This window comes from Sphingomonas sp. AC522, from assembly GCF_979258125.1.
Genome location: NZ_OZ409836.1, coordinates 812,332 through 825,725, shown reverse-complemented (window position 1 = coordinate 825,725; position 13,394 = coordinate 812,332). Strand labels below are relative to the sequence as shown.

The window sequence follows — 13,394 nt, the reverse complement described above, 5'->3', positions numbered from 1 at the left end:
CCGAGAAACTGGCACGCCGCGCCGCGCTTGCCTAGCTCCCTCGCACGCTCTATCGGCACGCCTTCCAGAGCATTGCGGAGCGGTGGCCGAGTGGTCGAAGGCGCTCGCCTGGAAAGTGAGTATACGTCAAAAGCGTATCGTGGGTTCGAATCCCACCCGCTCCGCCAGATCTCGGCCTTCCCGTGCCGGCCCCCCGGGGTGCAATCGCATCCTCGCCAGCCGTTCGCTAGTCAAAGCACCCGGCCTTCGAAGTCGAGCGGTGGAATCCGCGCTAGAGGATCCGGCAAGTCTGCGTCGCTTTCGATCAACGCCCGCAGCTTAATCGCAGTTTCCGCATCCGAACTCGACTGGCGCCCGATAAACGCCTGGATGAGGCGAATCGTCATAGTGAGATGACCGAGCCAGGCGAGGTATTCGATCGCGCCGCGCTCGCCGAACCGCCTGTCGAGGAATATCCAGTCCTCACCATCGTCCAACCGACCGTCGGAAAAGCGGCGAATGATATCTGCCAGGCGGCGCTCGTCTGCCTCCAGATCCGCGTCACGGTGCTCAAGGATCGCGAGAATTGCATCACTCCGCACACCCACTGCCAGCCCGTCGCAGATATGACCCCACATATTGTAGCCGAGATGGCTGCCGAGGACGATGTCGACCCATTCGCGGTCCGCATGGCTGAAACTGTCCGGCTCTTCGCCACGGCGCCGGTAGAAGACGCCTAGTTCGCTTATATGGTCAGCGATGCGCGGCGAGCGCAGCAGCGCCCCGAAATAGGGGCCTGCCTCCTCGCCCTTGGCACGCTGCGTATAGCCCGGGGTGGCGCTGGCATAGCCATAGGCAGTCTGCCGACCAACCACACGGTCATACGCCGCCCGTTCGTCGACGCCCACGGCATCCCGCGGCGGCTGCACACGCAAGTCTCTTGGAATCATCCTACTGCTCTCACGCTCGCAAACACCGTTGTTGCTTTTCTACCCCTATATCATACAAACGGCAGGTAGAAATATATCCTGGTTGGGGAGAGCGAATGAGCAAGGTGACGGCCGTCAAATCGGGGGCAGCCATCGAGGCCCTGGATCTTTCAAGCCAGATCCGCTCGCTGACCGCGGACGAGATCGCGCATTATAACGAGAAGGGCTGGGTCCACGTCCCCGGCTTCGTCGCTCCCGAACTCTGCGAACAAGTGATCGAGCATTACGCCGCGTGGACCGGTCTGCGGTGGCGCGAATGGCCCGAGGATCCCGCCGAACAGGAAGAATTCCGCGCGGTCGTCGACAAATTCTCCAAGCGTTTCGATTTGTATTTCGGGATCCGCCAGGAGGATCCCTGGATGTTCAATTACGTGACTCAGCGCAAGTTCGGCGAGGCAGCGGCCAGGCTGATGAACGTGCCCTCGGTCAAGCCGCTATCCGAAACACTGCACGTCAAATACCCCAGTGTTTCGAAGGTCGCGCGCGAGGTCGACTGGCATCAGGATTTTCCGAGCCTGCCGATAGATCGGGCAGAGGCAGTGCAGTTCTGGCTGGCCCTGGTTCCGATTACGCGCGAGATGGGCCCGATGTCTCATCTCAATGGCTCGCAGCACACGATGCCGGGCGGAATGGTCGGCGAGGTCGGCGAGAAGGCGACCGAGCTTTATCCGCAACTCTTCGAGCGCTTCGAGGAAAGCCAGACTCGCGATTATGAGCAGGGCGACGCGCTGTTCCACAATTCGCTGACCTGGCATGCGTCCGGCACCAACACGACGAACCGCGTGCGCTGGGCGATGTCGAGCTACCGAATCTCGGGGCGTACCCGCTATACCGGCCAAGCCAATTTCAACACCGACGGACTGGGTCTTGAACCGCGCAGGCTGTTCGACCACCCTAATTTCCCGACAGTCTATCCGTGATGAAAGGTCAGGCGGCGTGGTCCAGCTCGGTGCGATTGCTGCCGGCCAGCATATGCGCTGCGATCCAGCCGAAGGTCATGGCCGGACCGATGGTTGCGCCTGGGCCCGCATAGCTGTGTCCCATTACCGACGCGCTGCTGTTGCCGGCGGCAAATAGCCCTGCGATCGGCACGCCGTTTTTGTCGAGCACCTGCGCATTCTCATTGGTGAGGAGGCCGCCTTTGGTTCCGAGATCGCCGAGCACCATACGGAAGGCATAGAATGGCCCGTGCTTCACTTCGGCGAGGTTCGGATTCTTGTAGCGATGGTCGCCATAGAAATTGTCGTATGCGCTTTCGCCGCGATGGTAATCCAAGTCGCGGTCCGCACGCGCGAAGCCGTTGAAGCGCTCGGTGGTCGCTGCCAGATTAGCCGGTGGCACGCCAATCTTCACCGCCAGTTCCTCGATCGTGTCGGCAACAATCGCGGTGCCGTGATCCAGCCACGCCTTGGGCATCGGCAGTCCCGGCATATGCCCGGCGACCATGTTATGCGTCCAGCCATGATGGTCCATGATCATGTAGGTCTTCATGTAGTCGCCGGCGATCTGGGCGTGGCCGAAATCGGTATAGGGTCCCGATTCGTTGACGAAGCGCTTGCCCTCCAGATTGACGATGAATTGCGCCGGTGCCTGGCGCTCGCTGACCGTGGGCCGCGGCATGCCCGGCGTATCGATGGCGGGCATCCACCACGCATCGTCCATCAGATCGGTCGCCGCGCCGAGCTCCTCGCCCGCACGAATCCCGTCACCGGTATTTCCCGGCGAGCCATGGCTATGACCCACGCCGCGCAGCGTCGGCTGATGCTGGCGCCGCATCGTCTCGTTGAACTCGAATCCTCCCGCCGCGATCACCACGCCGCGTCGCGCGCCGATTTGCACGGGCTTGCCATCGCGCATTGCCTCGACCCCGCACACCGCGCCCCTGCCGTCGCTCAGCAGCGAGGTCATCGGCGTGTTGAGCCATAAGGGCACGCCCGCGTCGCGCACGGCCATGCGCAGCCTCGCCATCAGCGCCTGGCCCGAGGTGATGACCTTCGCGCCGGTGGCATGGGCATGCAGCTTGCGCCACGCCATGCGAAACATGATCTTGTAGCGGCGCAGCGAGCCGCCCCAGCGCACCCGAATGATGTCGCTGAAATCCTTGCTGGTGACCCACACGCCCTTTGGCGCGCCGCGCATCAGATTGCTTTCGCGTAGCGTGTCCGCCTCGTCTCCCAGCATCCGAACGTCCATCGGGTTGGGCCAGATGCCGCGCCCTTGCGTGTCGCCGCCCTTGTCGGGATGGTAATCGGAGTAGCCGCGGCCCCAATAAAAGCCGCTGCGGAAATAAGGTAGGGTCTCGAGCGCCTCGCACAGCCGCGGCGCTTCGTCGAGGAAGCGGCGGTGACGCCCTTCGTCGATCTCCGGCGCCAGCGTGCGCAGATAGGCGAGCACGTCCGCTGGGTCGCTGACATGACCGCTGCGCTTCAGTGCCGGAGAATTTGGCATCCACGCGCCGCCGCCGGAAAGCGCGCTGTTGCCACCGTAATATTCGGTCTTTTCGAGGATCAACACGCGCAGTCCCTTGCGTGCGGCTGCCCAGGCAGCCGTCATTCCGGCCGAGCCCGAGCCGACCACGATCACATCGACTTCATGGTCAAATGACTGCATCTCGAGCCCTCTCAATATCTGGGATTTTCTATCCACCATTTGGTCGAAATAGTAGTTGGCCTTGCATGGCTTGGCAATCGGAATGGCCCTCGATCACGAATTTCGATTGACTGACCGACCGTACGTTTGGTTCAATGCAGTCAGAGCCAGTCTTTCGGTACTTCGCGCCGGGCTGGTACCATAAGACGCGGAGCCCGATGGAGAGTGAATGACAAAGCCCCAGACCGGCGCAGGCGCCGAATGGCGGCAGCATTACATGCTGCCGATCGCTGCTGCGCTCGGCTATGCCACCAGCGTCATCCACATTTACGGGCTGGGCTCATATATCGGCCCGATCAGCGCCGAATTCGGCTGGTCGCGGATGCAGACGACCGCAGGACTCACCGTGGCTACTCTCGTTCAGGCAGCCTTTGGCATTCCCATCGGGATGATGCTCGATCGAATCGGGCCGCGCATCTTCGGTGTGGTCGGCATCGTGGTCACGCTTGCCGCCTTCACTCTGCTCGGCACGGCGACCGGCGATCCTGCAAACTGGTATATGCTGTGGGGTGTAATGGCATTCGCAATGCTTCCGGTGCAGGCGACGATTTGGACTAGCGCCGTCGCCACGCGCTTCGAAGCATCTCGCGGACTCGCCTTCGCAGTCACCTTGTGCGGAGCCTCGGTCGCCGCTGCGCTTTTCCCGTATCTCGCGACCAAGTTGATCGCCAGCTACGGGTGGCGAAACGCATTGGGCGCGCAAGCCGGCATCTGGCTCGCAGTCGCATTTCCGATCATTTTCCTGTTCTTCCGCGGCGCGCACGACAAACCTGCCGGCAAGAGCGACGTGAAGGCGGTGGCCGAGCGGCATGCTTCGGGCATCCAATTTCTGACGGGACTTCGCTCGTCCATTTATGTACGCCTGCTACTGGCGAGCTTGCTCTTCACCTTCCCTACAATCGCGCTGGTAATCCACTTCGTCCCAATCCTGACGGGCAACGGCTTCGATGCGCTCACTGCGGCCGGCATCGCCGCGCTGATCGGCCTTTCCTCGATCGCGGGCAGGCTTGGGACCGGCGCCCTGCTGGATCATTTCCGTGCGTCGCTCGTCGGCGCCGGCGCATTCCTGCTGCCGGCCGGGGGCTGTCTGTTGCTGCTCCTAGCAGGAGATAGCCATGCCGGCGTCGTGGCTGCGGCATGTTTAATCGGCCTGGCCGTAGGGGCGGAAATGGACGTGATTGTCTATCTCACTACGCGGCATTTCGGCCTCAAGAGCTTCGGCGCGCTGTTTGGCGGACTTCTTGCCGCGATTTCGATCAGCGTCGCTACCGGACCGCTCGGTGCGTCCTATGTGTTCGATCGATATGGCGATTACAGGCCGTTCCTGTGGCTCGCGATCGTGCTCATGGCGGCGAGCAGCGTCGCCTTGGCCAGCCTCCCCCGCCCCGCATTCGACCCGCGCCAGCCCTGAGCAATCAACTGGGATTGAGAGGGTGCCCGGACTTCACCATCAACTGGGTCCGAACGCCGCCATCGACGCCTAGATCGGAGCCGGTGATGAACCGCGCATCGGGCCCGGCGAGGAATACGATTGCCGCGGCCTGATCCTCGGGCAACGAAATGAACCCCAGCGGGTTGCGGTTCCTTTCGGGGCCGCCGCGCTCGGTGACCGCCGGGTCGATCACCATGTCCCCGGCGATCCCCGTCAGCGTCGCCCCTGGCGAAACGGTGTTGATACGGATCCCTTCCGGCCCGAGTTCGCAGGCAAGCTGGCGCGCCATCATCAGCAGCGCCGCCTTGCTGGCCGAATAGGCCCCCTGCGCGGGGATCGGATGGTGCGCCGCGATCGAAGCCGTGACGACGACCGACCCTTGCGAATCGCGCAGGTGCTCGCGCGCGGCCCTGATAAGCAGCCAGGTTGGGCGCGTATTGACTGCAAAGGTTAGTTCATAATCCTCTAGCGAGAGATCGAGCAGCGACCCCGACCGCAGCAGCCCGGCATTGCTGATCAGCGTATCCAGGCCGCCATAAGTGCGTGCCGCCAAATCGACGATCTGCTGCGACACTGCCGGGTCCGCCAGATCGGCCGCTAGCGTCGTCACTTCGGCGCCCTCGGCAACCAGCGCCGCCGCCACCGCTTCGAGGGGATCGGCAGCAATATCGGCGAGGGTGAGCTGCGCCCCCCGGCCTTCGCGCGCGATCGAATCCGCGTTCAGCCGATGCGCCACTACCCGCCCGATTCCGCTCGCCGCACCCGTGACAATCGCTCGCATCTATTCTTCTCCTGGATGCCGGACGCAAAAGCGCGGCGAGTTGCCCGAGCATTGAAGCACCAGGCCACTCGCCGCGCGAGATCGTGACCAGACTTATTTGAAGTTGAAGCCGACCGACACGCCATATGTCCGTGGCAGATCGTAGATGGCGAGATCGCCCTGCGCGCCGGTGGTCAGGAACAGCAGGCGGACTTCGTTGGTGAGGTTCTTGCCCCAAATCGCGAAGCGCCAGCGATCGTCCTTCGTAGTCCACGAAGCTTCGGCACTGAGTTGGCTGTTACCGGGGACGAATGCGCGATTGTCCGGTCCGATGAAATATTTGTCGATGTACGAGTAGGTCGTATTCAGGCCGAGCGTGCCCGCCGATGTCTGCTTGTTGTAATTGGCCGATATGTTGCCGCTGAACTCGGGCGTGCGCACCGTGGCTTTGCCGCTTTGATCGAGATAGCCGATGATGGACACCCGGCCGGTGGTCGGGTCCTTCGCCGTGGTGAGTGCGCCCGGGAATTTATCGTAGCGGCCATGGGTATAGGCACCGCCGGCCGTGATCGAGAATTCATCGCTCAGATCGAATGCAACGTCGAAATCGGCGCCATAGATCGTCGCCGCGGCGGCATTCTGGAACACGAGGGTCGTCGTGCTCAGCTGCGATTGAACCTGGATGTCCTGGTAGTCGTAATAGAAGACCGATGCGTTGAAGCGGAAGCCGCGGTTGCTCGTCTTGAACCCGATTTCATACGCATTGATGTTCTCGGGATTCACCGGCTGGGTCTGCAATCCGGCGACGTTGAACACGCCGGATTTGAAACCCTTGCTGTAGCTCGCATAGATATTCGAGCGATCGGTCAGTTCGTAGCGTAGCGCAAAGCGCGGTGTCAGAGCGTTCCAGCTATCCGCGAGATCAACCGGCGTTCCTGCGCCGACTACGCGGCGCCCGCGGCCCACCTTCTTTTCATGGCTGTAGCGAAGGCCGGCGATAGCATGCAGCTTGTCGCTCAAGTCGATATTGGCTTCGGCATAGCCCGCATAAGCGGTGGTCTTGACGCTTGAGACCGTGCGGAGGAACGGCGTGGCTCCGAAGCTGGCCGAGATTGGCTGGTCGCGACCCGAATCGTCCTTGTAGAAATACAGACCGGTGACGAAGCTGAACGCACCGAACTTCTCGGAGGCGAAGTTCACTTCCTGGCTGAACATCTCCGAACGATCGAGCAGGCTCGAAAAGCCCGCAGAACCCGGCGCCTGATCGTTATCGAACCCGAGATCGCCGTTATACTTGATATAGCCGGTAGTCGTGGAAAGCGTGCCTGCATCCAGATCAAGCTCAGTACGCAGGCTCGCCGACCGCGATTTGACCAGATAGCGCGGCTGAAGATCCTGATTGGTCTGATAGGGGCCCGGCACCACGAAGCTGGGATTTGCGAAATAAGCGGAGGTCTTTCCGTACGGCGCGAATGCCTCGTTCTTCTGATCCTCGCGGTCCATGAAACCGCCGGTCAGGATCATGCGGAAATTCTCGGTCGGCTGGAACAGGAGCTTGCCGGTGAAGGCCACGTTGTGCGGCCCCGGTATCTTCTTCCCGTTGAAGATATTGGTGATGTAGCCGTCCATGTTGCGGTACAGGCCGGCGACGTTGATCGCGACCTTATCGCCGATTGGAAGGTTCACATAGCCGGTGAGCTTGAGGTCGTTGAAGCGCCCATAGCTCGCGCCTGCGCGAACGTCCAAGTCGAAGCCCGGATCGAGCGTCTTGATTGTGATCGCGCCGCCGGTTGCGTTGCGACCGAACAGCGTGCCCTGCGGCCCTTTCAGTACTTCGATCTGCTGGATGTTGTTGAAGTCCATGAACAGCGTGCTCTGGGCCGCCTGGTAGACACCGTCGACATAGATCGCGACGTTGTTGTCCGCGCCCGGACCGGTGAGCGCACTGCCGACGCCGCGAATGTTCGGCTGAGCGTGGGACGCGGTCGTCGTGAAGGTCAGCCCCGGAGTCACGCGGTCAAGATCGGTGGTGATCGCAACGCCTGCCGAGCTCATAGCTTCGCCGCTAATGGCGGTGACCGAAATCGGCACGTCGGTAAGCCGCTCGCTGCGGCGCTGGGCAGTGACGACAATCTCGCCGTCATCCTTAGTTTCGGTCGCTGCAGTCTGACTTGATTCCGGTTCGCTGGCGGCGGAGCCCGGCGTCGATTGCGCCCATGCGGGCGCCGAAATTGCAGTTAGAGCAGATGCCGCCAGCAGCAACGGAATACGATTCCTGTTCACAAACAATCCTCCCCGACATGGCCTTTTTGGCCCTAATCCCGATATAACGTGCCTGCCTACCGATTGTTTGTCAAGAATACCAATCGTACGTTCGAAAAGTCCGGATGCCCTCCTTTATGTACCAGAATGGACTGAATTTTCCGGGCGTGCGAGCAGGCATTTCGCGCGTCGGGCGCGATGTTTCCCTTAAAGCCGCTCTACGATCGTAACGTTCGCCATGCCGCCGCCTTCGCACATCGTCTGCAGGCCATATCGGCCCCCGGTGCGCTTCAACGCATGCACCAGTGTCGTCATCAGTTTCGTGCCCGATGCTCCTAGCGGGTGGCCGAGCGCGATCGCGCCGCCATGCACATTGAGCTTGTCCGGATCTGCGCCGGCATGTCTCAGCCAGGCCATCGGGATCGGTGCAAACGCCTCGTTGACTTCGTGCAGGTCGATTTCCCCGATCGTCATGCCCGCACGCTTCAATGCGCGATCGGTGGCGAACAGCGGCTCTTCCAGCATCACCACCGGATCGCCACCCGTCACCGTCATCGAGTGAATCCGTGCAAGTGGCGCGACGCCCAATGCCTTGAGCCCATGCTCGTTGACGACAAGCACCCCCGATGCGCCGTCACAGATCTGGCTGGCAGTCGCCGCGGAAACGCGGCCGCCTTCCACGATCGACTTCACGCTGCCGATCGATTCGAGCGTGGCATCGAAGCGGATTCCCTCGTCGATCCGATGGATGTCCGGCGTGCCATCCGGCAGGATGATATCGACCGGTACGATCTCATCATCAAAATAGCCGGCTTCGGTCGCGGCCTTGGCCCGCTGCTGGCTCGAAAGACCGAACTGGTCGAGATCCTTGCGGGTGAAGCCGTTCTTCCGCGCGATTTCCTCGGCCCCGTAAAACTGGCTGAATACGATTCCGGGATAGCGCTCTTCGTTGCGCACGCCCTTATGCGATCCGAAGCCCTCTTTGCCGAGGTGATCCGACGCCAACCCCATCGGCACGCGGCTCATGCTCTCGACACCCGCTGCGACCACGCAATCCATCTGGCCCGACATCACCGTCGCGGCGGCGAAATGCAGTGCCTGTTGTGACGAACCGCATTGCCGGTCGATCGACACGCCGGGAACCGATTCGGGGAGTCCGGCAGCCAGCGCCGCCCAGCGCGCGACATTCGACGACTGCTCGCCCGCCTGGGTGACGCAGCCCATGATCACGTCCTCGATCATTGCCGGATCGGCTCCGGCGCGCTCGATCAGCGCATTGATGACTAACCCCGCCAGATCCGCAGGATGCCATCCTGACAGCCGCCCCTTGCGGCGGCCGCCGGCAGTGCGGGCAGCGGCCACGATATATGCTTCGGCCATCACGATACTCCTGATTGAATGGAAACGAGGCCGGTCATGTCGACATGCCGCCGTCGACGGCGATGGACTGGCCGGTGATATAGGCGGCACGTTCGGAGAGCAGGAACGCGACGGCATCGGCGATCACCTGCGCGGTGCCGAAGCGCCGGAGCGGCACGGACCTGCGCTGGGCGTCCCAGATTTTCGGCGTGTGATGCTCCTGCTGGGCTTTCAGTCCGAGCCCAGCATCAATGATGCCTGGCGCAACGCAATTGGCGCGGATCCCGTATCGCCCCTCTTCACGCGCGATCTGGCGGACGAGCATTTCGATGCCCGCCTTGGGCACTGCCGAGAGAATGTCGCCGGCGATAACGCGTCGCGTCGCAAAGCTCGTCGCCGCCACCAGCGCCGATGCGCCGCATGCACGCAACCGCGGCAGAACGGCGTGGGCGAGATTGAAGAACCCATCGAGCTCGCCGATCACGTTGCGGCGCCAGTCTTCGGGCGTGACCAACGAGAACCAGCGCTGCGGGATTGGCGGGCCAGCCGCATAGACGATCGCATCGACCGAACCCAGCTTTCCCGCCGCATCGAGCGCCCGCTCGACCTGCTCGATCGACCCCAGATCGGCCTGGCTGTACCCGATCGCCGCCCCCGCCTCGACAAGCCGCTTCGCCGCTTCCACATTGCTGTGACAGGTTAGGAACACCCGCCGGCCTTCTCCCGCGAGCGTCTCGCAGATCGCCGAACCCAGGCCACCGGTCCCGCCGGCGACGAACGTCACGTTGTCCGTCACGCGGCGGCTGCCCTCACAATATCTCGTGGACGAAATAGCGCGGGCCACCGGCTTCGCGATAGCCGACGCCGATCGCGAAGATCTTGTTCATCCAGGAATATTTCTCCGACGCGGTTTCGAATTCGATCGCGGTGCGGAAGTAATATTTCTCCCAGTCGATCGCCTCGCCCCGCGTCGCTTTCGCGTGCATTTCCGGTGAGCCATGGCGCAGCCCGCGATAGCGCATGGCGATGAGCTGATCGTCGTCGGTCTTGAGTGTGATGCGCACGTTGAGCTGGAGCACGTCGTCGGGCCGTCGGATGATCCAGTCCGACCCACCAGGCATTACGATCCCCCGCATCCGCTCGCCTTCGAAATAGCCGCTGCGGATCGGCACGGTCATCCGCTCGCCGCCGGCATGGGTCTGGCCGAGGATCTGATAGTCGTCGGGCTCGATCGAAATATGGAACAGCAGCCTGGAATTGAGATTGAGCATGACCTCTCCGTTCATTCTACGCGCGCGCCTAGAGCGGCCCGATGCTGAGCCCGCCGCAGATGTTGAGCGTTTGCCCGGTAACATAGCTCGCCTCGCGCGATGCGAGGAAGCGCACGCAATCGGCGATCTCGGCGGGTTCGGCGGCACGCGCCATCGGCACCGATGCCAGGCTCGATTTCTGATAGTCTTCGGGTACGGTCAGAAACATGCCCGCATTGACCAGGCCGGGCGCGACGCAATTCACCGTCACGCCGCTGCTGGCCATTTCGATCGCCGCGGTGCGGGTCAGCCCCTCGATTCCCGCCTTCGCCGCCGAATAGCTCGCGCCGCCCATCGATCCCCGCGCGGCGATCGAGCTCATCGTGACGAACCGGCCATAGCCGCGCTTGCGCATCGCCGGCAGGAAGGCGCGCAACGCGTTCAGCGTGCCCTTCAGGTGCGTGGCGATGGTCAGGTCGAAATCCGCATCCTTTACCTTGACGACCAGATCGTTGCGGACGACTCCCGCCATCGCGATCACGGCATCCACTGGCCCGCCAGCCTCCAGCCGCCCGGCCATTGCTTCTACATCCGCGGCCGATGCGGCGTCGCATTGCTCGGCGGCGACATCCAGCCCCTCGGCGCGAAGCGCATCGGCAAGGCCCCTGGCGCGCGCGCCGTCTAGATCGGCCAGCACCACCTGCATGCCGCTTCCGGCAAGCGCACGGCAGATCGCAACGCCGAGCCCCCCGCCCCCACCAATCACTACGCTGCGCGGCTTCGCTTGCATTTCAGCGGCTCAACAATCCGATACGGGCACAAGCACGACAGGTCCCCAGGCCGCATAGGCGCCACGCAGCTCATCGCTGATATTGCCATAGACTTCGAGCGCCGCCCCGGTCGGGTCCGCGACATTGCCCATCTCGCCGAGCAGCGGTCCGACATTGGCGAAATGGCCCATCGCCGCGGATGAATCGGCATAGAGCTCGAGAAAGACATATTCGTCGTTGCTGCCGGTCGGGTAGACGCCGAACGCCAAGGTGTTGGGGTCCGAGCTGCGGATCTTCTCGACCAGATCCGCCGCCCATTTCTCGAAGCGCGCAGTGTCGCCATCCTTGGCCCGTGCATGCCCCTTGACCCACACTTTCGACATCACCGCTCTCCTTGATGCTTCCGAATTTCCATCTACCGATTGTTTGGCATGGCGTCGCAGCATTGGTCAAGCGCGATCCAAAACAATCAAACATAAGGTAGAAAAACTGATTGCGACAAACGGTTGGAAGGCATAGGATATCGGCAATCGTAACCGGCTGGGCGGGGCAGGCCGTGCGCTGCGATCCTTGTCGCCCATGCATGCGCGACAGCGAATCGGCGGCTCGCGGCATCCCGTACCGAAGGCAATTTGGGAGAGGTTGATATGCGACGCCTGGTTCTGACGAACGCCCGCCTGCTCGACGGCGACAACGCACCGCGCGACAATGTCACGATCATCGTCAACGGCGATCGCTTCGAGGCCGTCGACACCGGCACCTATGAATCGAGCGATCCCGATGGCGACGTCTACGATCTGGGCGGCCGTACGGTCATGCCGGGCATGGTCCATGGCCATTACCACGCGACCTACACGCGCTTCAGCGCCGCGGAGAAGCTCCCCGTCGGCATGGAAGCGCCCCCCGCCATCCAGACCCTGCGCGCCGCGAATCATCTGCGCCAGGCGCTCTATACCGGCTTCACCGGCGTGGTCAGCGCAGGCGCGCCCTATGCCATCGACTTCGCCTGCAAGCAGGCCATCGAGCAGGGTCTGATCGAGGGGCCGCGCGTGGTTGCCGGCAGCCGCGATGTCAGCACCACCGGTCATTCGCAGGACGGCTTCGAATGGCATTGGGGCAGCGGCATGACCTCCCAGACCAACATCGCCGACGGGGTGGACTCCTTCCGCCGGGCGGTCCGTGAAGAACTCAAGCGCGGCGCGGAAATGATCAAGATCTTTGCCACGCCCGGGCACGGCGTGGTCGGCAATTATCCCGATCTCGAGATGAGCGAGGAAGAGCTCAAGGCCGCGATCGATACTGCGCATTCACGCAACGCCCGCATTCGCGCGCACATCGCCAACAAGAAAGGCCTCCTCGCCTGCGTCCGGCTGGGCATCGACATCGTCGATCATGGCGATGGGCTGGATCAGGAATGCATCGATGCGATGCTGGAAAAGGACGTCTTCCTCGTCCCCAGCATCCGCTACCCGTATCTCGCCTGCCAGATCTGGACCGGCTCGCTGATCGACGAGATGCAGCGCGGCATGGACGAGATGATCGAGATGCTGCCGATCGCCAACAAGGCCGGCCTCAAGATGACGCTCGGAGACGATTACGGCGCGCAGCCGCTCGATCACGGCACCTATGGCGAGGAGCTCGATTTCTACGTCACCGTCGCCGGCATCCCGCCGCTCGACGTGATCCGCTGGGCCACCAAGTTCGGCGGCGAGATGGTCGCGGGCAATGACGAGCTCGGCACCATCGCCAAGGGCAAGCTCGCCGATTTCATCATTGTCGATGGCGATCCCGTGGCCAACATCAAGCTGCTCGCCGATCCCGCCAATTTCCTGGCGATCGCCAAGGGCGGCAAGCTCTACGCGTCACGCCTCGATTCGCTCGCCCGCGGCAGCGCGGCCAAGGCCGAACGCGAGCCGGCCTACGCAAAATAGACTGAAGCGAGGG

At 62.7% G+C, this 13,394-nt stretch carries 12 protein-coding genes and 1 tRNA gene; 4 read left to right on the top strand and 9 right to left on the bottom strand.

Annotation, left to right across the window (positions count from 1 at the left end):
- The first annotated feature begins 76 nt into the window (after positions 1 to 76).
- Positions 77 to 167, top strand: a tRNA-Ser gene (locus tag ACZZZM_RS04235).
- Positions 168 to 230: 63 nt separating this feature from the next.
- On the opposite strand, the gene ACZZZM_RS04230 is transcribed toward ACZZZM_RS04235, so the two are convergent.
- On the bottom strand, positions 231 to 887 hold the full coding sequence (locus tag ACZZZM_RS04230; protein WP_463593866.1) for a hypothetical protein: 657 nt from the start codon (positions 885 to 887) through the stop codon (positions 231 to 233).
- 137 nt (positions 888 to 1,024) lie between these two features.
- On the opposite strand from ACZZZM_RS04230, the gene ACZZZM_RS04225 reads away from it, so the two are divergent.
- The gene (locus ACZZZM_RS04225; RefSeq protein ID WP_463593865.1) at positions 1,025 to 1,888 is read left to right on the top strand and encodes a phytanoyl-CoA dioxygenase family protein; all 864 of its coding nucleotides are present in this window, start codon (positions 1,025 to 1,027) and stop codon (positions 1,886 to 1,888) included.
- Positions 1,889 to 1,895: 7 nt separating this feature from the next.
- Here ACZZZM_RS04225 and ACZZZM_RS04220 read toward each other — a convergent pair whose 3' ends face one another.
- Entirely contained in the window at positions 1,896 to 3,578 is a 1,683-nt protein-coding gene (locus ACZZZM_RS04220; protein WP_463593864.1) for an FAD-dependent oxidoreductase, read from the bottom strand.
- A 208-nt stretch (positions 3,579 to 3,786) separates the two neighbouring features.
- On the opposite strand from ACZZZM_RS04220, the gene ACZZZM_RS04215 reads away from it, so the two are divergent.
- Positions 3,787 to 5,028 (top strand): MFS transporter, encoded by a 1,242-nt coding sequence (locus ACZZZM_RS04215; protein WP_463593863.1) that lies wholly within the window; start codon positions 3,787 to 3,789, stop codon positions 5,026 to 5,028.
- A 4-nt stretch (positions 5,029 to 5,032) separates the two neighbouring features.
- On the opposite strand, the gene ACZZZM_RS04210 is transcribed toward ACZZZM_RS04215, so the two are convergent.
- The 7 genes from ACZZZM_RS04210 to ACZZZM_RS04180 form a co-directional block, all read right to left on the bottom strand.
- Complete coding sequence (locus ACZZZM_RS04210) at positions 5,033 to 5,830, bottom strand: SDR family NAD(P)-dependent oxidoreductase (protein WP_463593862.1); 798 nt, start codon at positions 5,828 to 5,830, stop codon at positions 5,033 to 5,035.
- A 93-nt stretch (positions 5,831 to 5,923) separates the two neighbouring features.
- The gene (locus tag ACZZZM_RS04205) at positions 5,924 to 8,092 is read right to left on the bottom strand and encodes a TonB-dependent receptor (RefSeq protein WP_463593861.1); all 2,169 of its coding nucleotides are present in this window, start codon (positions 8,090 to 8,092) and stop codon (positions 5,924 to 5,926) included.
- A gap of 186 nt (positions 8,093 to 8,278) precedes the next feature.
- Positions 8,279 to 9,451, bottom strand: a complete 1,173-nt coding sequence (locus ACZZZM_RS04200; protein ID WP_463593860.1) for an acetyl-CoA C-acetyltransferase — start codon at positions 9,449 to 9,451, stop codon at positions 8,279 to 8,281.
- A gap of 34 nt (positions 9,452 to 9,485) precedes the next feature.
- Positions 9,486 to 10,226 (bottom strand): SDR family NAD(P)-dependent oxidoreductase, encoded by a 741-nt coding sequence (locus ACZZZM_RS04195; protein WP_463593859.1) that lies wholly within the window; start codon positions 10,224 to 10,226, stop codon positions 9,486 to 9,488.
- Between the two features lie 13 nt (positions 10,227 to 10,239).
- Positions 10,240 to 10,716, bottom strand: a complete 477-nt coding sequence (locus tag ACZZZM_RS04190) for a DUF3237 domain-containing protein (RefSeq protein ID WP_463593858.1) — start codon at positions 10,714 to 10,716, stop codon at positions 10,240 to 10,242.
- A gap of 13 nt (positions 10,717 to 10,729) precedes the next feature.
- Positions 10,730 to 11,470 (bottom strand): SDR family oxidoreductase, encoded by a 741-nt coding sequence (locus ACZZZM_RS04185; protein ID WP_463593857.1) that lies wholly within the window; start codon positions 11,468 to 11,470, stop codon positions 10,730 to 10,732.
- Positions 11,471 to 11,479: 9 nt separating this feature from the next.
- Positions 11,480 to 11,833, bottom strand: coding sequence for an antibiotic biosynthesis monooxygenase (locus ACZZZM_RS04180; RefSeq protein WP_463593856.1), 354 nt, complete (start codon positions 11,831 to 11,833; stop codon positions 11,480 to 11,482).
- 264 nt (positions 11,834 to 12,097) lie between these two features.
- On the opposite strand from ACZZZM_RS04180, the gene ACZZZM_RS04175 reads away from it, so the two are divergent.
- Positions 12,098 to 13,381, top strand: coding sequence for a metal-dependent hydrolase family protein (locus ACZZZM_RS04175; RefSeq protein WP_463593855.1), 1,284 nt, complete (start codon positions 12,098 to 12,100; stop codon positions 13,379 to 13,381).
- Positions 13,382 to 13,394 lie beyond the last annotated feature (13 nt).

Excerpts from the sequence above, each read along its gene's own strand:
- ACZZZM_RS04225 (WP_463593865.1), top strand. The coding sequence starts at position 1,025 with ATGAGCAAGGTGACGGCCGTCAAATCGGGGGCAGCCATCGAGGCCCTG.
- ACZZZM_RS04220 (WP_463593864.1), bottom strand. The coding sequence starts at position 3,578 with ATGCAGTCATTTGACCATGAAGTCGATGTGATCGTGGTCGGCTCGGGC.
- ACZZZM_RS04215 (WP_463593863.1), top strand. The coding sequence starts at position 3,787 with ATGACAAAGCCCCAGACCGGCGCAGGCGCCGAATGGCGGCAGCATTAC.
- ACZZZM_RS04210 (WP_463593862.1), bottom strand. The coding sequence starts at position 5,830 with ATGCGAGCGATTGTCACGGGTGCGGCGAGCGGAATCGGGCGGGTAGTG.
- ACZZZM_RS04200 (WP_463593860.1), bottom strand. The coding sequence starts at position 9,451 with ATGGCCGAAGCATATATCGTGGCCGCTGCCCGCACTGCCGGCGGCCGC.
- ACZZZM_RS04190 (WP_463593858.1), bottom strand. The coding sequence starts at position 10,716 with ATGAACGGAGAGGTCATGCTCAATCTCAATTCCAGGCTGCTGTTCCAT.
- ACZZZM_RS04185 (WP_463593857.1), bottom strand. The coding sequence starts at position 11,470 with ATGCAAGCGAAGCCGCGCAGCGTAGTGATTGGTGGGGGCGGGGGGCTC.
- ACZZZM_RS04180 (WP_463593856.1), bottom strand. The coding sequence starts at position 11,833 with ATGTCGAAAGTGTGGGTCAAGGGGCATGCACGGGCCAAGGATGGCGAC.
- ACZZZM_RS04175 (WP_463593855.1), top strand. The coding sequence starts at position 12,098 with ATGCGACGCCTGGTTCTGACGAACGCCCGCCTGCTCGACGGCGACAAC.